The organism is Nocardia sp. NPDC058519, from assembly GCF_042719755.1.
Lineage (GTDB): Bacteria > Actinomycetota > Actinomycetes > Mycobacteriales > Mycobacteriaceae > Nocardia.
In genome coordinates this window covers 74,205-96,324 of sequence record NZ_JBHXNK010000013.1, presented here as the reverse complement: position 1 = coordinate 96,324, position 22,120 = coordinate 74,205, and the positions used below count along the sequence as shown (strand labels likewise).

Here is a 22,120-nt window from a genome sequence, read left to right as displayed (position 1 = left end):
CGCCGTGCGCGAAACGCCGGGAACCTGGCGCGCCTGCGCCGATTAGGGTGGTTGACGTGTTGTTTCTGGACGAGGGCGAACCCACCGCGCCCGCGATCGTGTTCATCCACGGCATCCCGGGCTCGGTCGACTGGTTCGCTGCCGCCGCCGAGCGGATGAGCGGCGACTTCCGGGTGATCCGGGTCGATGCGCACGAACTCGGCGCCGACGGCGACTTCAGCGCCGCCGCCCGCACCGCCCCGCTCATCGAACTCATGAACGACCTCGACCTCACCGACGTGACCGCGGTGGGCCATTCGTTCGGCGCCGAGATCGCGTTGGAACTCGCCGCTGTCTCGAACCGCATCGCCCGCGTGGTGGTCGTCGGCCAAGCCCCGGACTACCGGGCCGCCAAGATCCCGGCCGCCGCCAAGTGGGTTGTCCGCCCGTGGGCGGTGCGCCTGGCACAACGGTGGACACCCGGACCGGTGATCCGGCTGGCGAGCCGATCGGCCTTCGCGCCCCGCTTCCGCTACGACTCGGCACCGGGGCTGGCCGACGCGCTGGTCCGTGACTTCCGCGCCACCCTCCCCGCTGGTCTCGCCTACGCAACGGGCGCCCGAGCCGACGACCTCGCCGCACAGCCCCTCGACACCCGCGTACAGGCCCTGGACCAGCCCGTCCTAGCCATCCACGGCCGCCACGACTACCTCTACGACAGCACCGCGACCCTCGCCCGCTTCGCCGCCGCGGGCGCTGACACACACCTCGTCGAACACGCCGGCCACTCGCCCCAGGTCGAGCAACCGGACGAATTCGTCTCCGTCCTCCGCGAATTCATCACTAGAACCCGCTGACCGCCGAAACCACGAACGTCCCCGGTGTGCCCGCCTGCCCCAGCGGACCACCCTTGTCGAACTGCGATGACACGATCAGCGCCCGCTCGCCCGAATGCACCATCGTCGTAGGAACATTCAGTGCGGGATCGTGGAATTCGCCGGTGCGGGTGGCGGTTGCGCCGTCGTCGGCGAGAGTCCAGCGGCTGATGGTGTTGTCGAGGTTGTGGACTATCCACAGGGTGTCATCGCGCAGGTCCAACCCGTCGCCGTGGCGCGCGTCGCCACCGGTCAGCGATACCTTCCGGATCGGGTCGGTGCCGCCGGTGAGGTCGATGCGATACAGCTGGGCCGCTGACATGGCGACGACGATCAGATACTTCCCGGCCGGGTCGGCGACAATTCCGTTGAGCTCGAACACCTTCGGATCGCGCGGCCCGAGCGCAGCGGTCAGGTCGTAGGCGACGGTCAGTTCACTGCCGACACCGATTGCCGCCTTGTAGACGACATTTCGCACGCTATCGGTCAGATAGGCAGACCCGTCCGCGCCGAAATCCAGGTCGTTGACGAAACGCGGTGCGTCACCGGGCACTTCGAACCGTGCGAGCAGCGCACGTGACCCGGTGTCGTAAACACTCACGCCCACACCGGAATCGATCACCCACAGCCGACCGCTCCGATCGACCTTCAGACCGTTCGCAGTCTTCCTGCCGTCGGCGCCCGCGGGCAGGAACACCTCGGCGCGCGAAGCGTCGGCTGCCGCGCGATACACCGCACCGTCCGCGAACGACCCGACGTAGGTGTCACCGTTACGCGCGTCCAAGCCGATGCCCTCGGGATACACGGCATCGCCTGGCAGTTCATACGCGGTGCTCAATGTGGGTGTGGCGGGCGAGGTCCCGCACGCGGTCATGGCCAGGCACGCGGCGGCAACGGCGACGGTTCTCAACATAATAAAGCCTCTCAGTGATGTAATGACAAGCATCAAGCGATAGGCAGTAAGATAGATTAGAGTCGTTATGATCGTCAAGGGCATTATGAAGTGATGGGCGGATACCATGCACCGCATGACGTCCATGTCCGCCGCCGAGAGGCTCGGCACGTATATCAAGCGCGCCGAGCAAGCCCTGATCGCGACGAAGACGGCCGCGCTGAAACCCGCCGGGCTCACCGTCCCGCAGTACAGCGCGCTGCTGCACCTCGCGGAGAATCCCGGTATCTCGGCCGCGGCGCTGGCCCGGCTGGCCGGCGTCACCCCGCCGACGATGAACACCGTCCTGACCAATCTGCAGGACCGGGGCCTGGTCGACCGCACCCCGCACGAGTGGCACAAGAACGTGCTGGAAACCCGCCTGACCGAGGAGGGGCGGGCGGTGATGAACGACGCCGACGCCCGCGCGATCGCGGTGGAACGCGCACTGGCCGAGCAATTCAGCACGGCCGAACTCGCGGCGGTGCAGGAGTCGCTCACGCGCGCCGCGCAGGCACTCGACGCGATTCGCGACGACCTGCCGTGACGAAAAAAGAGCCCGCCGGAAGGTTCCGGCGGGCTCACAAGATGATCGAGGTCAGCGCTCGGCGGCGACCTTCACCTTGCTCAGCGTTTCGTGCATCCCCGAGACCAGGTCGGCCTCGAACTTCTCCTCGCCGCCCATGGCGACCTTGATCGTTCCACGCAGCCAGCCGGGCAAGCCCTTGACGTCGACCGTGCGCGTCTCGACGACGCGGGTGCCGGTGGCGGTCGGTTCGAGCTCGTAGGCCCAGGTCGTGCGGTTCTCGTTCATCCGGAACGCCAGTGCCTTGTTCGGCTCGAAGCGCACGATGCGTGAGGTGGTCGGGTAGATCTTCCAGCCGACCTTGTTGACATTGACGGTGAACGCGCCGTCGCGGACGCCACCGACCGCGACCATCTTCAACGTCGTCGGGCTGAGCTCGGGCATGCGGCGCAGGTCGGCGAGCACCGACCAGACCTTTTCCGGCGATGCGGCGATGTCGATGCTGGCTTCGAGAGTGTTCGGCAACGTTGCCTCCGGGGTAAACGTGACGGGCTGTCACGCTCAGCATAAGCACCGTGACCGCGCCCGACCTCCGCCCCTAGGCGGATCTTGTCCGTTGGTACTTCCCGATACCGCGAAGGCGGGGCTTTCGCGTCGGTACACTCGCGTTTCACATGTCGGTAGTCCCGGGCTGGTGCCCTAGGTGAGACCGAACTTCTCGGGTCTTGCGTCCTTTGGAAAAAATTCTAGAGAATTCCTTTAAAACACCTCCACTTCACATTGTGTCTGGGTATCGTCCGAGACGGCAAATGGCCGGTGACGACGAAGTCACAAAACATCGACTTGGAGTGACACATGCTTTACAACATCACTGATGACGGCAGCGACGGCAACATTCTGACCCTGCTGCTCGGACTGCTCACCAGCTCGCTCAGCAGCGGTTCGGCGCAGACCTCCGGGAATTGATGCGACTGTAGCCAACTTTCGGCTAACGCGCGGTTGGCCGAATGGGCAGCCGTTGGGCCTGATCCATGACGAGGGGATCAGGCCCTTCGGTATTGTCAGCGACAATGTCACAGGATGCGAATACGGGACGAATGTATGCCGGGCAACCCGTAGAGGACCGGCAACGCCAGCGGCGTGCGCGTTTTCTGGAGTCAGGCCTTACGGTCTTCGCGCGCGATGGGTATGCCAACAGTTCGGTCGGTGCTATCTGTAAGGACGCGGGGCTGTCGTCTCGACAGTTCTACGAGGAGTTCACCGGCCGCGAGTCCCTGCTGCTGGAGCTGTACGAGCAGATCGATCGGCATTCACGCGAGGCGGTGGCCACCGCACTCGAGGACAAGTCCGAGGCGACCGTGCTCGAGCAGATCGACGCGGCCGTGCGGGCCTATGTCGAGTCGATCGGCAACGATCCACGCAAGGCGCGGGTGGCGCTGGTCGAAGTGGTCGGAGCGGGCCCCAAGGTCGAGAAGTTCCGGCTCGAGTTGCGTCGCGTGTGGGGGTCGTTGCTGGCCAGCGCCGCCGAGGACGCGGCCATGCACGGCGAAATCCCGCCCGGCGACTACGAACTGCGGGTGCTCGCGATCATCGGCGCGGTGAACTATGTCGTCGACGGCTGGAGCGGCAGCGATCCGCGTCCTCCGCTCGACGAAGTGATCAAGGTGCTGAGCAGGGTGATCCTGGGCGCGGTCGGGGCCTGATGCCGCGGGTCGAGATCGTCCCGATCCAGGTACCCGACGGCAGCACCCTGCCGGTGCGGCTCATTCCGGCCACCGGTGCACACCGGCATCCGGTCACCGCGGACACACCACGCCCGGTCGTGGTCATCGTGCCCGGCCTGGCCGTGCCAGGGGAGTACTACGAGTATTTCGGACACCGGCTCGCCGCCTGCGGATTCGACGTCGCCATCGGCGAACTGCGAGGTCAGGGCGCGAGTAAACCTCGTCCTGATGCGGGAAGTTCTTACGGCTACCAGGAATTGGTCTCGGTGGACTTTCCGGCGATGCTGGCCGCGGTGCGCAACCGGTTCCCGGCCAGCACGCCGTACCTGCTCGGCCACAGCATGGGCGGGCAGCTCTCGGCGATGTACGCGGCTCGGGTGCGCGGCAGGCTCGGTGGTCTGATCCTGGTCGCTTCCGGCACGCCGTATTTCCGTGGGTTTCGCGGTGTTCTCGGTCCGGGTGTGCTGGTCGGTACCGCCGCGGTGGCGGTCGCGTCGAACCTGGCCGGTTTCTGGCCGGGGGACCTGCTCGGCAAGCGCGCGTACGGCAGGCAGTCCAAAGTGCTCATGTCGGATTGGGCCAGGCTGGCGCGCACCGGGCGCTTCGTGCCCGTCGGTGCCGATATCGACTACGACGAGCGGATGTCGCGGCTGAAGTTCCCGGTCCTGTCGATCACCGTCGCCGGTGACGAAATGGCCCCACAGACCTCCGCCGACCACCTGCTCGGCAAGCTGACCGGTGCGCAGATCACCCGGTGGTTCCAGCCGGAGGCCCTGGGGCACATCGGCTGGATCACCAATCCGGACTCCACCGTCGACGCGGTGGAGAAGTGGTTGCGCGACCGCTGATCCGGTGCGGACCGCCCAGGCTCAGGCCGAGCGGCGGCCCTCGATCAGCATCTGGATGAAGAACTCGTAGACCAGCGCGGACAGGTACGCCGACTGCTTGTTGTCGGCGGCACCGCCGTGACCACCCTCGATGTTCTCGTAGTACCAGACGGTGCGATCCTGCGACTCGAGGAGCGCGGCCATCTTTCGCGCATGGCCGGGATGGACCCGGTCGTCGCGGGTGGAGGTGGCGAGCAGGATCGGCGGGTACTGCTTGCCGGTGTCGGTGTTCTGGTACGGCGAGTACTCGCTGATGTAGGCCCATTCCTCCGGCTTGTCCGGGTCGCCGTATTCGGCGACCCACGACGCACCGGCCAGCAGCAGGTGATAGCGCTTCATGTCCAGCAGCGGTACCTGGCAGACGATGGCGCCGAACAGATCCGGGTAGCGGGTGAGCATCACGCCCATCAGCAGACCGCCGTTGCTGCCGCCGATCGCGCCGAGCCGATCGGGGGTGGTGATGCCACGGGTGACCAGGTCGCGGGCGACCGCGGCGAAGTCCTCGAAGGCGCGGTGGCGATGCTCTTTCAGTGCGGCGGTGTGCCATTCGGGGCCGTACTCGCCGCCGCCGCGGATGTTGGTCATCACGTAGGTGCCGCCGCGTTCGAGCCAGTTCATGCCCGCGGAGCCGAGATAGGCGGGGGTCTTGGAGATTTCGAAACCGCCGTACCCGTTCATGATCGTCGGGCCCGGAGTGCCGCGGCGGTCACGATGCCGAATCACGAAGTAGGGCACCGCGGTTCCGTCGTCGGAGGTGGCGAAGAACTGCTCGGTCTCGATGCCGGTGGCGTCGAAGTAGCCGGGCGCCTGCTTCAAGGTCACCGCGGTTTCGCCGATGGCGCTGCTCAGCAGTGTGGTCGGGGTGGTGAAACCGGTGGTGGTGAGCATGAATTCGTCGCCGCCCTCGAGTGGGTCGAGGTTGTTGACCGAGGTGGAGGACATCGCGGGGGAGTCGGTGAGCTTGATGGTCGTCCACCCGTCCGGGCCGGGAGTGAGAACCCGGAATCCGGTCTGCACATCTTGCAGGGTGGTCAGGATCAGGTGGTTCTCGGTCCATCCCCACGATTCCAACGAGGTGTGCGGGTCGGGGGCGAAGAGAACCTCGAACTCCCGCGAACCGGCGAGGAAGTCGTTCAGGTCGGTGACCAGCAGGCTGCCGGGGGCGTAGGTGGTGTCGGCCGGTGTCCATTCGGTCTTCAGGCGCACGAGCAACCAGTCGCGGTACCAGTCGACGTCCGCGTCGGTGGGGGTTTCGATGAGGCGCCATTCGCCGTCGTCGAGCAGCGACACCTCGCTGTTGAAGAAGTCCGTCGAACGGTGCAGGTAGTGGCGCTCGTAGCCGGGGTGGCGGTCGTATCCGGCGCCGATCGAGACGTCGCTCGGCTTGCCCTCGTACACCGTTTCGGCTGTGGACAATTCCGTGCCACGTCGCCACCGCTTGGCGATGCGCGGGTATCCGGAGTCGGTGAGCGATCCTGGTCCGAAATCGGTGCCGACGTAGACGGTGTCGGCGTCGATCCAGCCGATGCGCGACTTGGCCTCCGGCAAGTAGAACCCGCCGTCCTCCGGGGCGATGAATTGCCTGGTGATCAAGTCGAATTCGCGCTCGACGCCTGCGTCGGCACCGCCGCGGGACAGATGGATGATGGCGCGCTCCTGCGAGGGCCGCAGCACCGCGGCACCCGACCACACCCAGTTCTCCCCGTCGGCCTCGGCCAGCGCGTCGACATCGATCAGCACATCCCACTCGGGCTCATCGGTGGCGTAGGACTCGAACGTCGTGCGCCGCCACAGTCCGCGCTGATGCTGCGCATCACGCCAGAAGTTGTACAGCCACGGGCCACGCCTGCCGGGGTAGGCGATCTTGGTGTCGTCGTCGAGCATCGCCAGTACGCGACGCTCCATGTCGGCGAATCGGTCGGTGGCGGCGAACCGGTGGCCCACCACGTCGTTGCGGGCGCGCGCCCAGTCCAGCGCGCCCTCGTCGGTCACGTCCTCGAGCCAGAGATAGGGATCGGTCACGCATCGCTCAACGCCGCTCATCCCCACATTGTTGCCGATGTGGCCGACCACATTCACACCCGTGGTGTTCGATGGTTTGCTGCAGGGGATCGACAGCGGCCTGTGCACGGATTCCATGTTCTCTATGCGCAGGTAGCAGTAGAGCATTCGATGGTTGCCATCTTGTTGCGTGTTGTCCGGGCAGGTTCGGGGGAGTGTGTTCTCCTGGGTTGGTGACCTCGCTACAGGCAGCGGTACGGACCGGGTCCCCGACCCTCAATCTCGCCCTGGCCACCTGGGTTTCGGCCATCAACTTCTGGGCGTGGAACCTCATCGGCCCCCTCTCGCCGAACTACGCCGACAAGATGGCACTCAGCAGCATGGCGGCCTCGATCATGGTGGCGATGCCGATTCTCGTCGGCTCGCTGGGCCGAATCGTGTCCGGCGCGCTCACCGACCGTATCGGCGGCCGCTCGATGTTCATCGGGGTCTCGCTGGCCTCGATCGTGCCGGTTGTCGCGGTCGGCATCGCGGGCAGCATCGAGTCCTACCCGCTGATGCTGGTGTTCGCCTTCCTGCTCGGTATCCCCGGCACCATCTTCGCCGTCGGCATCCCGTTCGCGAACTCCTGGTACGTGCCTGCCCGCCGCGGTTTCGCGACCGGTGTGTTCGGCGCGGGCATGGTGGGCACCGCGGTGTCGGCGTTCTTCACACCCCGGTTCGTCCGCTGGTTCGGGCTGCTGCCCACCCACCTGATCGTGGCGGCCGCGCTCGCGGTGACCGCGGTGCTGTGCATCCTGTTCATGCGGAACTCGCCGGATTTCACCCCGAACACCGACCCGGTGCTGCCCAAGCTGCGGGCCGCGATGAAGCTGGGTGTCACCTGGGAGATGTCGTTCCTGTACGCGGTGGTGTTCGGCGGGTTCGTCGCCTTCAGCTCGTATCTGCCGACCTACATCAAGCACATCTACGGCTTCTCCGCGGTCGACGCGGGCAGCCGCACCGCGGCCTTCGCACTCGCCGCGGTGATCGCGCGCCCGATCGGCGGCGCGCTCTCGGACCGCATCGCGCCGAAGTACATCGTGATCGTCTCGCTGGCGGGCACCGCGGCGATGGCGGTGGTGGCCTCGTTCAAACCGCCTGCCGACCTCGCCTCGGCGGCCACGTTCATCACCCTCGCGCTGTTCCTCGGGGTCGGGACGGGTGGCGTGTTCGCCTGGGTGGCGCGGCGAACGCCCGCGCAGAGCGTCGGCAGCGTCACCGGCATCGTGTCGGCCGCGGGCGGACTCGGCGGCTACTTCCCGCCGCTGATCATGGGCATGACCTACGACGAGGCGAGCAACAGCTACACCGTCGGCCTGCTGCTGCTGGCCGCGACCGCATTGGCCGCGCTGGCCTACACCGCGTTCAAGCTGCACGCCGTCGAGTAGCGGTACTCCCCGCGCCATCCCTGATCGGACCTCGTCGAAGGAGAAATGAACAGTGGCATCTCGAGCGCGGATCGGCGGACCCGTCGAAGACCTGTTGGTGCGCAGCGGCCGGTTCTTCACCCCCGGTACCGAATCCCCGGATCTGCGCACTGTCGCCCGTTCCGGCGGTCGCGAGGGCGACATCTTCTATCGCAACCGGTGGAGCCACGACAAGGTGGTGCGCTCGACCCACGGCGTGAACTGCACCGGGTCGTGTTCGTGGAAGGTCTACGTCAAAGACGGCATCATCACCTGGGAGACCCAGGACATCGACTACCCGTCGGCGGGCCCCGACCGGCCGGATTACGAGCCGCGGGGCTGTCCCCGTGGGGCCGCCTTCTCCTGGTACACCTACTCACCGACGCGGGTGCGCTACCCGTACGCGCGCGGTGTGCTGGTCGAGATGTATCGCGAAGCCAAGCGGCGGCTCGGCGATCCCGTCCTGGCCTGGGCCGACCTGCAAGCCGATCCCGATCGGCGCCGGACGTATCAAAAGGCCAGGGGTATGGGCGGTTTGGTGCGGGTGAGCTGGGACGAGGCGGTCGAGATGATCGCCGCGGCGCATGTGCACACCATCGCCGAATACGGCCCGGACCGGGTGGCCGGGTTCTCGCCCATCCCGGCGATGTCGATGGTGTCCTTCGCGGCGGGGTCGAGGTTCGTCGAGATGATCGGCGGGGTGATGACCTCGTTCTACGACTGGTACGCCGACCTGCCGGTGGCCTCGCCGCAGGTCTTCGGTGACCAGACCGATGTGCCGGAGTCGGGTGACTGGTGGGACGCCTCCTATCTGATGATGTGGGGTTCCAATGTGCCGGTGACGCGCACGCCGGACGCCCACTGGATGGCCGAGGTGCGCTACCGCGGTACCAAGGTCGTCACGGTCAGCCCCGACTACGCCGACAACACCAAGTTCGCCGACGAATGGATGCCGTGCGCGGCGGGCACCGACGGGGCGATGGCGATGGCGATGGGGCACGTCATCCTCACCGACTACTTCGTGCGCGCACGGGAACCGTTCTTCGTCGACTATGTCCGGCAGTTCACCGATCTGCCCTTTCTGGTCAGCCTGGTCGAGCGCGACGGCCGCCTGGTTCCCGGCAAGAATCTCACCGCCGCCGATCTGGGCTCCAGCGCCGAGAACGCCGCCTTCAAGCCGGTGTTCATCGACAGCGTCACCGGCGAGCCCGCGGTACCGCACGGCTCGCTGGGTTTCCGGTTCGGGCGCGAAGGTGTCGGCAAATGGAATCTCGACCTGGGTGAGCTGCAACCCGCGCTGACCGTCGCCGATGCGGGCGACGGGCGGTCGGTGGTGGTGACGCTGCCGCGCTTCGACACCGTCGACGGCCACGGCGAGACGATCGATCGTGGTGTGCCGGTGCGGATGGTCGCTGGTCGTCCGGTCTGCACGGTCTTCGATCTCATGCTCGCCCAGTACGGCGTGGCACGGCCGGGTCTGCCGGGGGAATGGCCGAGCGGCTACGACGATCCCGGTTCGCTCTACACCCCCGCCTGGCAGGAACCGATCACCGGCGTCTCGGGCGCGCAGGTGATCCGGATCGCCCGCGAATTCGCCGACAACGCGGTCGATTCCGGCGGCCGCAGCATGATCATCATGGGCGCGGGGATCTGCCAGTGGTTCCACGGCGACGCCACCTACCGCGCGATTCTGGCGATGCTGCTGCTCACCGGTTCGATGGGCCGCAACGGCGGCGGCTGGGCCCACTATGTCGGGCAGGAGAAATGCAGGCCGGTGACCGGCTGGTCCACCGTCGCGATGGGCACCGACTGGTCGCGCCCGCCGCGCCTGATGGCGGGCACCTCGTACTGGTACGCGCACACCGACCAGTGGCGCTACGACGGCTACCGTGCCGATGTGCTCGCCGCGCCGACCGGTCGCGGCCTGTTCCGCGGCAAGCACACCATGGACGTGATGAGCTCGGCCGTGGCGATGGGCTGGACGCCGTTCTTTCCCCAGTTCGACCGTTCCTCGCTGGACCTGGCCGACGAGGCGGCCGCCGCCGGCATCGACCCGGTGGCCTACACCGTCGACCAATTGCACAGCGGCAAGCTGCGATTCGCGGTCCAGAATCCGGACAGCCCGAGGAACTGGCCGCGGGTGCTGAGCGTGTGGCGGTCGAATCTGCTCGGCTCCTCGTCCAAGGGCAACGAGTACTTCCTGAAGCATCTGCTCGGTACCGGTTCCAACGTGCGCAACACGCTCGCCGAGGCGGGGCAGCGTCCCGTGGATGTGGTCTCGCCCGATCCGGTCCCGGAGGGCAAGCTCGACCTGCTGATGTCGATCGACTTCCGGATGACCTCGACCACCCTGTTCTCCGATGTCGTGCTGCCCGCGGCCACCTGGTACGAGAAGGCCGACCTGTCCAGCACGGATATGCACCCCTTCATGAACGCCTTCACCCCGGCCATCGACCCACCGTGGGAAACCAGGTCCGATTTCGACGCGTTCGCCGCGATCGCCCGCGCGTTCTCGGCGATGGCGGCGGTGCACCTCGGCACCCGCACCGATATCGTGCTCGGCACATTGCAGCACGACACCCCCGGCGCGATGGCCTATCCCCATGGCACCCAGTCGAATTGGCAGGACACCGGTGATGTTCCGGTACCGGGCAAAACGATGGGTCCACTGGCGGTGGTCGAACGGAATTACGCCGCCATCGCGGAGAAATGGGCGGCACTGGGCCCGCTGGTCGAGAAGGCGGGACTGACGACCAAGGGCATCACGGTGTTCCCTGATCAGGAAGTCGTCGAACTGGGCCGCCTGCACGGTGTGATGAATTCCGGTGTGGCAGCAGGCCGCCCCGCGCTGGAGACGGCCGAGAAGATGGCCGAGACCATCCTCATGCTGTCGGGCACGTCCAACGGCAGGCTGGCGGTGGCGGGGTTCGAGGAACTGGACCGGCGCACCGGTCGTCACATGGTGGAGCTGGCCGAGGGCAGCGAGGAACGTCGAATCACGTTCGCGGAGACCCAGTCCCGGCCGGTTCCGGTGATCACCAGTCCGGAGTGGTCGGGCAGCGAAACCGGGGGGCGCCGCTACGCGCCGTTCACCCAGAATATCGAATTCCTGAAGCCTTTCCACACGCTCACCGGTCGCATGCATTTCTACGTCGACCACGATTGGCTGGAGGAACTCGGCGAGGCGCTGCCGATCTACCGCCCGCCGCTGGACATGGGGAAACTGTTCGGCGAGCCCGGAATCGGGGAAACCCGCGACGGCGTCGGCCTGACCCTGCGCTATCTGACCCCGCATTCGAAATGGTCGATCCACTCCGAATACCAGGACAACCTGCTGATGCTGTCGCTCTCGCGCGGCGGCCCGACCATGTGGATGAGCCCCGGCGACGCGGAGAAGATCGGTGTGCGCGACAACGAATGGGTCGAGGCGGTGAACCGCAACGGCGTGCTGGTCTGCCGGTCGATCGTGTCCCAGCGCATGCCCGACGGTGTGGTGTACGTGTACCACGCGCAGGAACGCACCATCGATGTCCCGCTGTCGGAGACCACCGGAACCCGTGGCGGCATTCACAATTCGCTCACCCAGTTGCTGATCAAACCGACGCATCTGGCGGGCGGTTATGCCCAGACCTCGTACGCGTTCAACTATCTCGGCCCGACCGGAAATCAGCGCGACGAAGTCACCGTGGTCCGTCGCCGCAGCCAGGAGGTGACGTACTGATGAAAGTCATGGCGCAGTTGGCGATGGTGATGAACCTGGACAAGTGCATCGGCTGCCACACCTGTTCGGTGACCTGCAAACAGGCGTGGACCAATCGCACCGGCACCGAATACGTGTGGTTCAACAATGTGGAAACCCGTCCGGGACAGGGCTATCCGCGCACCTATGAGGATCAGGAGAAGTGGCGCGGCGGCTGGACCATGAAGAACGGCCGGTTGCGCTTGCTCGGCGGTGACCGTTTCAGCAAGCTCGCCAATATCTTCGCCAATCCGAAGATGCCCTCGATCGAGGACTACTACGAGCCGTGGACCTACGACTACGAGAACCTGACCAACGCCCCACTGAGCGACCAGGTTCCGGTAGCCGCGCCGCGCAGCCTGCTCACCGGCGAGCCGATGATGATCAAGGGCTCGGCCAACTGGGACGACGATCTGGCCGGTTCGCCCGAGATCCTCCCCGGTGACCCGGTGCTGGCGAAGGTGAGCGAGAAGGTGAAGGCCGATCTCGAACAGACCTTCATGTTCTATCTGCCGCGTATCTGCGAGCACTGCCTCAATCCGGCGTGCGTCGCGTCCTGTCCTTCCGGCGCGATGTACAAGCGCACCGAGGACGGGATCGTGCTCGTCGACCAGGACAAGTGCCGTGGCTGGCGGATGTGTATCTCCGGATGCCCTTACAAGAAGGTGTATTTCAACCACAAGACGGGCAAGGCCGAGAAATGCACCTTCTGCTATCCGCGGGTCGAGGTCGGCTTGCCGACGGTCTGCGCGGAGACCTGCGTCGGCCGGTTGCGGTATATCGGGCTGATCTTCTACGACGTGGACAAGGTGCTCGACGCCGCCGCCGTCGCCGATGAGCGGGATCTGTACGAGGCGCAGGTGAACGTGCTGCTCGATCCCGCCGATCCAGAAGTTGTCGCGGGAGCGCGTGCCTCGGGTATTCCGGACAGCTGGATCGAGGCGGCGCGACGGTCCCCGATTCACGCGCTGATCAAGGACTTCCGGGTCGCGCTTCCGCTGCATCCGGAATACCGGACGATGCCGATGGTGTGGTACATCCCGCCGCTGTCACCGGTGGTCGACGCGGTCAGCCGGGACGGGCACGACGGCGAGGATGTCTGCAACCTGTTCGGTGCGCTCGAATCGTTGCGAATTCCCCTGGAGTACTTGGCCGGGCTGTTCACCGCCGGGGACACCGAACCGGTGGCGGTGGTGTTGCGCAAGCTGGCCGCGATGCGGTCGTATATGCGCGATATCAACCTCGGGCGTGAGCCGCGAGCGGAGATTCCGGCGGCCGTCGGGATGACCGAGGAAAAGATGTACGAGATGTACCGGCTGCTGGCGCTGGCGAAAATCGAGGACCGGTACGTGATTCCCTCGGCCTATGCCGATCAGGGGCATCAGCTAGAGGAGTCCGTGGCCGACTGCGCCCTCGACTTCGACGGCGGACCGGGCATGTACGAACAGGTTTCGGGTCCTTTCGGTGAGACCAGCGGCAAACCGGTGCCGGTCGCGGTGGAGACGTTCCACGCGCTCAAACAGCGACAGACCAGTGAATCCACCCCAGCGGGCAACGGTTCTCGGGTCAACCTGCTGAACTGGGACGGGAAAGGCGCACCGGAGGGCATGTTCCCGGGTGGCCGCACATGATGCGCCCTCGCGCGGCCCGGCGCGCCGCCGAGCATCGACTGGTGTGGCAGGCGGCCTCGCTGCTGCTGGCCTATCCCGACAGCGAACACCGAACGAGACTCGAACTGGTCGCGCAACTGTGCGCGCACCTGCCGCGCGAGCAGGCCGACCCGTTGCTCCGGGTGGCGGCCGAACTGGGCTTGCTCACCGAAGTGGCTGCGGCACAACAGTTCACCGAGACCTTCGACCTGCGCAGGCGCGCGACGTTGCTGCTCACGTACTGGACCGACGGCGATACCCGCAACCGTGGCACGGCGATGCTCGCCTTCGCCGAGGCATACCGCGGCGCGGGCGTGGAGCCGCCGAGCGGCGAGGTCGCCGACCACCTGCCCGTCGTGCTCGAGTTCGCCGCCACCGTCGACCCCGTCGCCGGTGCCGCCCTGCTCACCGCGTATCGGCGCGCGATCCACGCGATCGGACTCGCGCTGTCGGAGGAGGATTCGCGCTACGCCCCGGTGCTGGCCGCGGTCATCGCGACCCTGCCGCCCGCGACCGAACAGGATCTCGGCTGGGCCCGCAGGCTGGTCGACGCGGGACCGGCGGCCGAATCGGTGGGGCTGGCCCCGTTCACCCTCACCGTGCCGCCGCGCCGAGGTGCGCACGACCGGGAACCCGCTGTAGCGAAAGGACTTCGGTGATATGGCAGCCAACGATGTGTCGGCGGGTGAGATCTACTGGGACATCGTCCCGTACGTGAGTCTGGCGATCCTGATCGTCGGCACCTGGTGGCGCTACCGATACGACAAGTTCGGCTGGACCACCCGGTCCTCACAGCTCTACGAGTCCAGATTGCTGCGCATCGGCAGTCCGCTGTTCCACTACGGGATGATGGTGGTGATCGTCGGCCACATCATCGGGCTGGTCATCCCACAATCCTGGACCGACGCCATCGGCGTGAGCCAGCACGTCTATCACATCCAAGCCATCGCACTCGGCAGCATCGCGGGCGTGGCCACCCTCACCGGCATCGTGCTGCTGATCTATCGCCGCCGCCGCAACGGTCCGGTCTTCACCGCGACCACGCTCAACGACAAGCTCATGTACCTGATCCTGGTCTGCGCGTTGATCACCGGGCTGGCGACCACCTTGATCGGCTCCGGCGCGATCGGGCCCGAACACAACTACCGGGAAACGGTCTCGCCGTGGTTCCGTTCGATCTGGATCCTGCGGCCGCGTGGTGACCTGATGGCGCAGGCACCGCTGTCGTTCCACATCCACGTGACGATCGCCTTGATCTTGTTCGCGATCTGGCCGTTCACCCGGCTCGTGCACGCCTTCAGCGCACCGTTCAGCTACTTCTACCGGCCCTACATCGTGTACCGCTCCCGGGCGAGCGCCGAGCCCGATGAGCTGATCGGCTCGCGCCCGGAACGGCAGGGTTGGTGAATCACCATTTGTGGGCGACGTCGATGACCACCCGAGCGGGGTTGTCGAGGGTGCTCACGCGGAACGGGAGGCGGGCGCGCACGCCGAGGCCGAAGGTGGTCTGTCCTTCGAAGGAGCCGGCGAACGCGGCCTGGCGGAAGGTCGGGTAGCCGTTCACGGTGACGAGTTCGGTGCGGCTCGGCGGGTTGTAGGTGCTGTTGCCCGCGTTGTCGTAGGCGGGGGCCAGGACCGTGATCTGCAGGAACGCGCCACCGCGCAGCGGCACAGCGGCGCCGGAACCGTCCTGGGTGACGGTGCCGACGTAACCGACGCGGTAGCCGGCGGTGGGGCCGGACAGGTCGACGACCAAGCGGTCGTAGCACTCGTGGCGGCCGGCGCGGACGCCCGCGACGGTGGCGGTGGAGTAGTTCGAGGACGACTTGTCGTATGAGCCCCAGGAGAGTCCGCAGTAGGACGGGGTGGCCGCGGCGGGCAGTGCCGACAGGCCGAGGCAGGTCGCGAGGGAGGCGAGGAGGACGAGGACGCGACGCATGTCGCACCGCCTTTGGATCAGGGCCCATGGGTCGGGGATGCAGTACTGACTTATCGGAGGGACAAGACAGCGCGTTAGCGTCGGTCCGGCGTCGAATGCGCTGCGAAACGTACGATCACAGGTCACGAATCAACCGGAGGTGGATGTGTTCCTGTGGGAGCAGCACTGCTGTCTGCCTTTGCGGCCCACGGCCAGGGTGGCGGACCTGGCGCGGTATCCGTTGGGGTCGTATCTGTCGGTGAATGTCGGGTACTCGGGGGAGCGCAAGGCTGATTCCCTCGCGCTGTTGCACCAGTTCCGGGGCGAGGCTCTGGTCGACCCACGGTTCCGGTTGGTCGACGGAATCGCGGATATCGGCGCACCCGAGGTGATCGGGCTGGCATTCGACCTGGAGGACTCGGCGCCACTCGACGGCGACCTCGACAATGTCGCGATGTTCTACGACCTGGGCGTTCGCTCTCTGCTGCCCACCTACAACCACGCCAACGAGGCGGGTTGCGGCTGCCTCGACACCGTGGACACCGGGCTGAGCGGCTACGGAAAAGACTTGGTACGCAAGCTCAACGAGGTCGGCATGTTCGCCGACGGGTCGCATTGTTCGCGCCGCACCGGCCTCGATATTTCCACGCACACGTCGGTTCCGATGATCTACAGCCACTCCAATTTCGCCGCGCTGCACGAACATCCGCGCAATATCGACGATGAGCAGGCACGGGCGTGTGCCGCGACGGGCGGGGTGATCGGCATCAACGGCGTCGGGATCTTCCTCGGCTGCAACGAGCCGGATGCGCGCTCCGAGCGGCTGGCGGCGATGGCCGACCACATTCGCTACGGCGTCGACCTGGTCGGCATCGACCACATCGGCATCGGTTCGGACTATTCGTTCGATGGTCAGCAGTTCAACGACGAGATCCGTGACAACCCCGGCGCGTTCTCCGACGCGTATACGAAGTGGGGTCCACTGCAGTGGACCCCACCCGAGGATCTCCTCGGCGAATCCGACGTTCCGGGCCTGGACGAACTCCTCGCCGCCCGTGGTTTCACCGCTGCCGAGCGCGAAGCGGTCTTCGGCGGCAACTTCGCCAGGGTCGCGAGCCAGGTCTGGCGTGCGTGATGTCGCCTCAGGCGAGGTGGACGAGCATTTTGCCGGTGTTGGCGCCGGTGAGGACACCGAGGAAGGCGGCGGGGGCCTGGTCGAGGCCTTCGTAGACGGTCTCGGTGGTGTGGAGGGTGCCGTCGGCGAGCCAGCCCGCGGCCTTGCCGATGTATTCGCCGAAGATCGGGAAGTAGCTGGTCACCAGCATGCCCCGCAGGGTGATCTCCTTCGTCGCCGCGAGGTAGAGGTCGGGGATCTGCTGGGCGGTGGCACCGTTGTAGCCGCTGATCGCGCCGACCAGGGCGATGCGGCCGTGCTGGTTGAGTGACTCGATGGCGACCTTCAGGTGTTCGCCGCCGACGCTGTCGAGGTAGACATCGATGCCGTCGGGCGCGGCGGCCGTGAGCTGACCACCGAGGTCACCGGCGCGGTAGTCGATCGCCGCGTCGAAACCGAACTCCTCGAGCAACTTTCCCGCCTTGACGGGGCCACCGGCCGAACCGATCACCCGCTTCGCGCCGAGTGCCTTGGCGATCTGGCCCGCCACGCTCCCGACGGCTCCCGCGGCAGCCGAGATGAACACGGTGTCGCCGGGCTTGACCTGGGCGACGTCGGTGAGTGCGGCGTAGGCGGTGAGGCCGGTGGTGCCGAGCACGCTCAGGAAGTGTTGCGGTGCGGCGAGTTCCGGGTCGATCGGCGTGGCGGTCGCGGCGTCGACGATGGCGTGTTCGCGCCAGCCCGCGAAGTGCGAGACCGTCGCGCCGACCGCGATATCGGCTGAGCGGGAGGCGATCACCTCACCGACCGCTGAACCATCGAGGGCCGCGCCGAGTTCGAACGGCGGCATGTAGGACACCTTGTCGTCCATCCGTCCGCGCATGTACGGATCGACCGACATCCAGGTGTTGCGGACCAGAATCTGGCCCTCGGCGAGCTCCGGCAGCTCCCGCTCGACCAGTGCGAAATCGCCTGCGACCGGTGCGCCGTTCGGGCGGGCGGCGAGGTGGATCTCGCGGGTGAAGGTGGGCAGTGCGCGGGTGGCCGTGTTCGACATGATCGAGCCTTCTTTCGAGGTCAGCCGGTGTTTCTCGCCGGTGATGACTACGTTAGGGCGCGCGATCGGGCCTTTCGAGGTCCCCGCACGCCACCACCCGGTCCATTCACGCCACATCTCGAACTGGATGGCTTATACGGCTGGTGTCGCCCCGGTCCAGCGGTGGAAGGCCTTTCGCAAGGCGCGGTCGTCGGTGAAGGCGAGGCGCTGGGCGATCACGCTTTTGGTGAGTCCTTGATCCAGCAGGGTTCTCGCGCGTTCGTAGCGGAGTAGATCGAGTTCGTCGCGCCAGGTGGTGCCGTGTTCGGCGAGGTGGCGCTGGAGGGTGCGCTGGCTCATCGCCAGGGTTTTCGCGACTCGGGCAAGGGTGGGGTCGGCGGCGTCGATGGCGTCGGCGAGGGCGATGCGGAAAGTATCGAGGGGGTCGGCGATGGTGCGGGAGGAGGAAAGGACCAGGCCCGCGTGGCTGCGCATCAGATCGGCGAGCATCGGGTCGGCGCGGGGGAGCGGTGCGTTGGCGTCGTCGGCATGGAAGGTGATCGAGTCCGACGCGGCGTCGAATTCGATGTTGTCCGTGCCGAATACGGCGACCAGGTCCGCGCGGTCGGGCGGTGCGCTGTGGCCGAAACTCACCCTGGTCGGAACGACGGGGCGCCCGGTGGCTTCACGTGCCCGGCGCAGGTAATACGCCATCACGTACTCGTTGACCACCGACGCCACCGCGGGATCGCCCGCCGAGGTGCGGTAGCCGATGGTGAGATCGCCCTCGCCGGACAGGTCGAAACCTTCGGTGGCCGCGGTGACCAGGCGGTGGTACGGCTGAGCGGCACGCAGCGAATCCGTCAGTGTGGCACCGCCGGTCACCAGATAGTCCCAGGTGTTCAGGGTGCCGAGCGGTGCGGCAGCGGCCACCGCGGCACCCGCTCCCGCCGGGCGGGCGTGCGCGATCAGCTCCCACAGCCGCAGCAGCGAACTCATCGGGATCCGGTTCAGCTCACCGCGCAACACCACCTCGTCGGTGCCGGGGATGCGGGTCAGCTGATCCTCGGCCGCGCCTGCTTGCCGGGCGGCCTGCACCAGCAGCCGCACCAGGTGCGTCGACACCGTGCCGTCGAGCCGACTGCCGATCCCCTGGCCATCGGCCGTGCCTTCGGTCAGCACCGGCTGTGCCGCTCGGCTGCTCACTGCCCCGCCGCTCACGGACTCGACAGTACTGCTCGATCCGGTCGGTCGACGATGCCGCGGCGTGGGCGCGCACCGCCGGTCGAGGGCACATCTCACCTATGTGGGGGACGGGTGGGTGAACTCCTCGAAACAGAGTTAGGCTCGGTGACGTGACTTCCCACTACGATGTCGTCGTTCTCGGCGCTGGTCCCGGCGGATATGTCGCCGCGATCCGTGCCGCTCAACTCGGCCTGCGAACAGCGATTGTCGAGCAGAAATACTGGGGTGGCGTGTGCCTGAACGTGGGCTGCATCCCGTCCAAGGCACTGCTGCGCAACGCCGAGCTGGCCCATATCTTCCAGAAGGAAGCCAAGACCTTCGGCATCTCCGGTGAGGTCAGCTTCGACTTCGGTGCCGCCTTCGATCGCAGCCGCAAGGTGGCCGACGGTCGGGTCAAGGGCGTGCACTTCCTGATGAAGAAGAACAAGATCGACGAGTTCGACGGCCTCGGTACCTTCACCGGCCCGAACTCGATCGATGTCGCCCTCACCAAGGGTGGCAGCGAGACGGTCACGTTCGACAACGTCATCATCGCCACCGGCACCACCACCAAGCTGCTGCCGGGCACCCAGCTCTCCGACAACGTGGTCACCTACGAGGAGCAGATCCTCACCCGTGACCTACCGGGCTCGATCCTGATCGTCGGCGCGGGCGCGATCGGCATGGAGTTCGCCTACGTCCTCAAGAACTACGGCGTCGACGTGCGGATCGTGGAGTTCCTCGACCGCGCGCTGCCCAACGAGGACGCCGACGTCTCCAAAGAGATCACCAAGCAGTACAAGAAGCTCGGCGTCACCATCACCACCGGTGCGGCCGTGCAGTCGATCGACGACGACGGCTCCAAGGTCACCGTCCAGATCAAGGACAACAAGTCCGGCGCGATCGAGACCGTCACGGTCGACAAGGTGCTGCAGGCTGTCGGCTTCGCGCCGCGGGTGCAGGGCTACGGCCTGGAGACCACCGGTGTCGCCCTCACCGACCGGGGCGCCATCGAGATCGACGACTACATGCGCACCAACGTGGCGCACATCTACGCGATCGGTGACGTCACCGCCAAGCTGCAGCTCGCCCACGTGGCGGAGGCGCAGGGCGTGGTCGCGGCCGAGACCATCGGCGGCGCCGAGACGATGACCCTCGGTGACTACCGGATGATGCCGCGCGCCACCTTCTGCCAGCCGCAGGTCGCCAGCTTCGGTCTCACCGAGCAGCAGGCCCGCGACGAGGGCTACGACGTGAAGGTCGCGACCTTCCCGTTCCAGGCCAACGGCAAGGCGCACGGCCTCGGCGACCCGACCGGTTTCGTGAAGCTGATCGCCGACGGCGCGCACGGTGAACTCCTCGGTGGGCACCTGATCGGCCCCGATGTGTCCGAGCTGCTGCCGGAACTGACGCTGGCGCAGAAGTGGGACCTCACGGTCAACGAGGTGGCCCGCAATGTGCACACGCACCCGACGCTGAGCGAAGCGGTGCAGGAAGCGATCCACGGCCTCGCGGGGCACATGATCAACTTCTGACATTTCAGCCGACAGGGCCGGGTGCGCGAATCGCGTGCCCGGCCCTTTTGGTTTCTTTTTGGTCTTTTTCTCGCCGTTGATTTGGTGAATCGAAGCCTGTCACCGATGATCTCTGTAGCTCTTTCGTTCGCTTGTTAGTCGCAACATCTGATCTTGTGCGTACATGGGTAACTCGCCGGGCACGCCCACAAGCTGACTCCATAGTGACCGCCAGCCCGGCACCGCGCTGTCGTCGTACCGAACGACCGGCAGAAGGCGCGGCGAGGCGGACAGAGAGGGTACGAAACTCGATGAGCATTCTCGGTTGGACAGCACGTTTCGCGGCGGTGGCCGCGGTCGCTGCGGCCGGACTCGGCATGGTGACACCGGCCGTGGCCGAACCTCTTTTCCCCGGTGGGCCGGACGTTCCCGGAGTTCCCGCCATGGTTCCCACCGCATCGCCGTGCCCGGTTGTCGAAGCGAGGGCGTGCATGCGGCTGTCGACGAACGAGGCGTGGCTGGTCGACAACGGCCGGGTGATCTTCGGGCCGACGCCGATCTCGCACGGCATGGCCGGATTCGAAACCCCGCCCGCGGTGACCAAGATTTCCTTCAAACGGGAATTCCACTGGAGCACGATGCACAATGCGCCCATGCGATGGGCGACCTTCTTCAACGGCGACATGGCATTCCATGTGGGACCGGTCGATTCGAAATCGCACGGTTGTGTGCGGATGACCGAAGACGGCGCCCACCGCTTCTTCGACTACCTCAACCCGGGCGACATCACCCAGGTGATCGTGTAAGTACGCGGATAACTCACCGGGCCGACCCGACCCGGTGAGTTACCGTCTGTCGATGCGTCGTTGGTTGGTGGGCGGGATTGTCGGCATCGTTGTGGTTTCGGCGGTGGCGGTCGGCCTGTATGTGTTGATGAATTCCCGGACCTATCAGGTGACGGGGCGGCTGGTCGATCGGATCGAGACCGACGAGAAGGTTGTCGCGCTGACCTTCGATGACGGCCCGACCGCGCGTACCACGGAAGTGCTGCGGGTGCTGGGGCAAGCCCAGGTTCCCGCGACCTTCTACCTGGTCGGCGCGGACCTGGCCGCGCATCCCGAATACGGTGCGGCGATCGTGGCAGCGGGCCACGAGCTCGGGAACCACTCGTATTCGCACCGGCGCATGGTGCTGGTCTCCGGTGACACCGTGCGCGAGGAGATCGAACGGACCGACACCGAGATCCGCCGCGCCGGCTATCCCGGACCGATCAGTTTCCGCCCGCCCTACGGCAAGAAACTGTGGACGCTGCCGCACTATCTCGCCGACCACGACCGCACCACGGTGACCTGGGATGTCGAGCCCGATTCCGCGGGTGGCGCGTCTCGCGAAGCCATCGTCGCCGACACCCTCGCCGAGACCAGGCCGGGCTCGATCATCTTGCTCCACGTCATGCACGGTGCCGAGTCCATTACCGCGGTGCCCGAGATCGTCGACGGATTGCGTGCGCAGGGCTACCGATTCGTCACGGTCTCCGAGCTGCTCGCGCGTTGAG

At 66.4% G+C, this 22,120-nt stretch carries 19 protein-coding genes; 13 read left to right on the top strand and 6 right to left on the bottom strand.

What is annotated here, in order from left to right:
* Positions 1 to 56 precede the first annotated feature (56 nt).
* On the top strand, positions 57 to 836 hold the full coding sequence (locus ACFWPK_RS16750) for an alpha/beta fold hydrolase (protein ID WP_378916490.1): 780 nt from the start codon (positions 57 to 59) through the stop codon (positions 834 to 836).
* On the opposite strand, the gene ACFWPK_RS16745 is transcribed toward ACFWPK_RS16750, so the two are convergent.
* Positions 823 to 1,800, bottom strand: a complete 978-nt coding sequence (locus ACFWPK_RS16745; protein WP_378916670.1) for an SMP-30/gluconolactonase/LRE family protein — start codon at positions 1,798 to 1,800, stop codon at positions 823 to 825. The two genes, ACFWPK_RS16750 and ACFWPK_RS16745, sit on opposite strands and share 14 nt — an antisense overlap.
* A gap of 82 nt (positions 1,801 to 1,882) precedes the next feature.
* On the opposite strand from ACFWPK_RS16745, the gene ACFWPK_RS16740 reads away from it, so the two are divergent.
* Positions 1,883 to 2,332, top strand: a complete 450-nt coding sequence (locus ACFWPK_RS16740) for a MarR family winged helix-turn-helix transcriptional regulator (RefSeq protein ID WP_378916487.1) — start codon at positions 1,883 to 1,885, stop codon at positions 2,330 to 2,332.
* Positions 2,333 to 2,383: 51 nt separating this feature from the next.
* Here ACFWPK_RS16740 and ACFWPK_RS16735 read toward each other — a convergent pair whose 3' ends face one another.
* On the bottom strand, positions 2,384 to 2,836 hold the full coding sequence (locus tag ACFWPK_RS16735; protein ID WP_378916485.1) for an SRPBCC family protein: 453 nt from the start codon (positions 2,834 to 2,836) through the stop codon (positions 2,384 to 2,386).
* 545 nt (positions 2,837 to 3,381) lie between these two features.
* On the opposite strand from ACFWPK_RS16735, the gene ACFWPK_RS16730 reads away from it, so the two are divergent.
* Together ACFWPK_RS16730 and ACFWPK_RS16725 are read left to right on the top strand one after the other, a co-directional pair.
* Complete coding sequence (locus tag ACFWPK_RS16730) at positions 3,382 to 4,014, top strand: TetR/AcrR family transcriptional regulator (protein WP_378916482.1); 633 nt, start codon at positions 3,382 to 3,384, stop codon at positions 4,012 to 4,014.
* The gene (locus ACFWPK_RS16725) at positions 4,014 to 4,883 is read left to right on the top strand and encodes an alpha/beta fold hydrolase (RefSeq protein ID WP_378916480.1); all 870 of its coding nucleotides are present in this window, start codon (positions 4,014 to 4,016) and stop codon (positions 4,881 to 4,883) included. The genes ACFWPK_RS16730 and ACFWPK_RS16725 overlap by 1 nt, the downstream gene beginning before the upstream one ends.
* Before the next feature lie 21 nt (positions 4,884 to 4,904).
* On the opposite strand, the gene ACFWPK_RS16720 is transcribed toward ACFWPK_RS16725, so the two are convergent.
* The gene (locus tag ACFWPK_RS16720; RefSeq protein ID WP_378916478.1) at positions 4,905 to 6,965 is read right to left on the bottom strand and encodes a prolyl oligopeptidase family protein; all 2,061 of its coding nucleotides are present in this window, start codon (positions 6,963 to 6,965) and stop codon (positions 4,905 to 4,907) included.
* A gap of 191 nt (positions 6,966 to 7,156) precedes the next feature.
* Here ACFWPK_RS16720 and ACFWPK_RS16715 point away from each other — a divergent pair, with 191 nt between their 5' ends.
* The 5 genes from ACFWPK_RS16715 to narI are packed head-to-tail and all read left to right on the top strand — an operon-like array spanning position 7,157 to position 15,166.
* On the top strand, positions 7,157 to 8,353 hold the full coding sequence (locus tag ACFWPK_RS16715; protein WP_378916475.1) for an MFS transporter: 1,197 nt from the start codon (positions 7,157 to 7,159) through the stop codon (positions 8,351 to 8,353).
* 52 nt (positions 8,354 to 8,405) lie between these two features.
* Entirely contained in the window at positions 8,406 to 12,092 is a 3,687-nt protein-coding gene (locus tag ACFWPK_RS16710) for a nitrate reductase subunit alpha (protein WP_378916473.1), read from the top strand.
* Positions 12,092 to 13,741 (top strand): nitrate reductase subunit beta, encoded by a 1,650-nt coding sequence (gene narH / locus ACFWPK_RS16705; protein WP_378916470.1) that lies wholly within the window; start codon positions 12,092 to 12,094, stop codon positions 13,739 to 13,741. Before ACFWPK_RS16710 ends, narH begins: the two co-directional genes overlap by 1 nt.
* The gene (gene narJ / locus ACFWPK_RS16700) at positions 13,738 to 14,418 is read left to right on the top strand and encodes a nitrate reductase molybdenum cofactor assembly chaperone (protein ID WP_378916468.1); all 681 of its coding nucleotides are present in this window, start codon (positions 13,738 to 13,740) and stop codon (positions 14,416 to 14,418) included. Before narH ends, narJ begins: the two co-directional genes overlap by 4 nt.
* Positions 14,419 to 14,434: 16 nt before the next feature.
* Positions 14,435 to 15,166: a respiratory nitrate reductase subunit gamma gene (narI, locus tag ACFWPK_RS16695; protein ID WP_378916667.1), complete on the top strand. Its 732-nt coding sequence runs from the start codon at positions 14,435 to 14,437 to the stop codon at positions 15,164 to 15,166.
* Position 15,167: 1 nt separating this feature from the next.
* Here narI and ACFWPK_RS16690 read toward each other — a convergent pair whose 3' ends face one another.
* Positions 15,168 to 15,698: a hypothetical protein gene (locus tag ACFWPK_RS16690; protein WP_378916466.1), complete on the bottom strand. Its 531-nt coding sequence runs from the start codon at positions 15,696 to 15,698 to the stop codon at positions 15,168 to 15,170.
* 139 nt (positions 15,699 to 15,837) lie between these two features.
* On the opposite strand from ACFWPK_RS16690, the gene ACFWPK_RS16685 reads away from it, so the two are divergent.
* Positions 15,838 to 16,812, top strand: coding sequence for a dipeptidase (locus ACFWPK_RS16685; protein ID WP_378916463.1), 975 nt, complete (start codon positions 15,838 to 15,840; stop codon positions 16,810 to 16,812).
* A 7-nt stretch (positions 16,813 to 16,819) separates the two neighbouring features.
* On the opposite strand, the gene ACFWPK_RS16680 is transcribed toward ACFWPK_RS16685, so the two are convergent.
* Positions 16,820 to 17,848, bottom strand: a complete 1,029-nt coding sequence (locus ACFWPK_RS16680; RefSeq protein ID WP_378916461.1) for an NADP-dependent oxidoreductase — start codon at positions 17,846 to 17,848, stop codon at positions 16,820 to 16,822.
* A gap of 132 nt (positions 17,849 to 17,980) precedes the next feature.
* Entirely contained in the window at positions 17,981 to 19,048 is a 1,068-nt protein-coding gene (locus ACFWPK_RS16675; RefSeq protein WP_378916459.1) for an AraC family transcriptional regulator ligand-binding domain-containing protein, read from the bottom strand.
* Positions 19,049 to 19,182: 134 nt separating this feature from the next.
* Here ACFWPK_RS16675 and lpdA point away from each other — a divergent pair, with 134 nt between their 5' ends.
* From lpdA to ACFWPK_RS16660, 3 genes are all read left to right on the top strand, one after another.
* Complete coding sequence (lpdA, locus tag ACFWPK_RS16670) at positions 19,183 to 20,586, top strand: dihydrolipoyl dehydrogenase (protein WP_378916457.1); 1,404 nt, start codon at positions 19,183 to 19,185, stop codon at positions 20,584 to 20,586.
* A 290-nt stretch (positions 20,587 to 20,876) separates the two neighbouring features.
* The gene (locus ACFWPK_RS16665) at positions 20,877 to 21,371 is read left to right on the top strand and encodes a L,D-transpeptidase (protein WP_378916455.1); all 495 of its coding nucleotides are present in this window, start codon (positions 20,877 to 20,879) and stop codon (positions 21,369 to 21,371) included.
* A gap of 52 nt (positions 21,372 to 21,423) precedes the next feature.
* The gene (locus ACFWPK_RS16660; protein ID WP_378916452.1) at positions 21,424 to 22,119 is read left to right on the top strand and encodes a polysaccharide deacetylase family protein; all 696 of its coding nucleotides are present in this window, start codon (positions 21,424 to 21,426) and stop codon (positions 22,117 to 22,119) included.
* The last annotated feature ends 1 nt before the right edge of the window (position 22,120 follow it).

Coding starts and splice junctions, on each gene's coding strand:
- narJ (WP_378916468.1), top strand. CDS start 13,738: ATGATGCGCCCTCGCGCGGCCCGGCGCGCCGCCGAGCATCGACTGGTG.
- ACFWPK_RS16745 (WP_378916670.1), bottom strand. CDS start 1,800: ATGCTTGTCATTACATCACTGAGAGGCTTTATTATGTTGAGAACCGTC.
- ACFWPK_RS16660 (WP_378916452.1), top strand. CDS start 21,424: ATGCGTCGTTGGTTGGTGGGCGGGATTGTCGGCATCGTTGTGGTTTCG.
- ACFWPK_RS16720 (WP_378916478.1), bottom strand. CDS start 6,965: ATGAGCGGCGTTGAGCGATGCGTGACCGATCCCTATCTCTGGCTCGAG.
- ACFWPK_RS16730 (WP_378916482.1), top strand. CDS start 3,382: ATGTCACAGGATGCGAATACGGGACGAATGTATGCCGGGCAACCCGTA.
- ACFWPK_RS16680 (WP_378916461.1), bottom strand. CDS start 17,848: ATGTCGAACACGGCCACCCGCGCACTGCCCACCTTCACCCGCGAGATC.
- ACFWPK_RS16665 (WP_378916455.1), top strand. CDS start 20,877: ATGAGCATTCTCGGTTGGACAGCACGTTTCGCGGCGGTGGCCGCGGTC.
- narH (WP_378916470.1), top strand. CDS start 12,092: ATGAAAGTCATGGCGCAGTTGGCGATGGTGATGAACCTGGACAAGTGC.
- ACFWPK_RS16725 (WP_378916480.1), top strand. CDS start 4,014: ATGCCGCGGGTCGAGATCGTCCCGATCCAGGTACCCGACGGCAGCACC.
- ACFWPK_RS16690 (WP_378916466.1), bottom strand. CDS start 15,698: ATGCGTCGCGTCCTCGTCCTCCTCGCCTCCCTCGCGACCTGCCTCGGC.
- ACFWPK_RS16740 (WP_378916487.1), top strand. CDS start 1,883: ATGACGTCCATGTCCGCCGCCGAGAGGCTCGGCACGTATATCAAGCGC.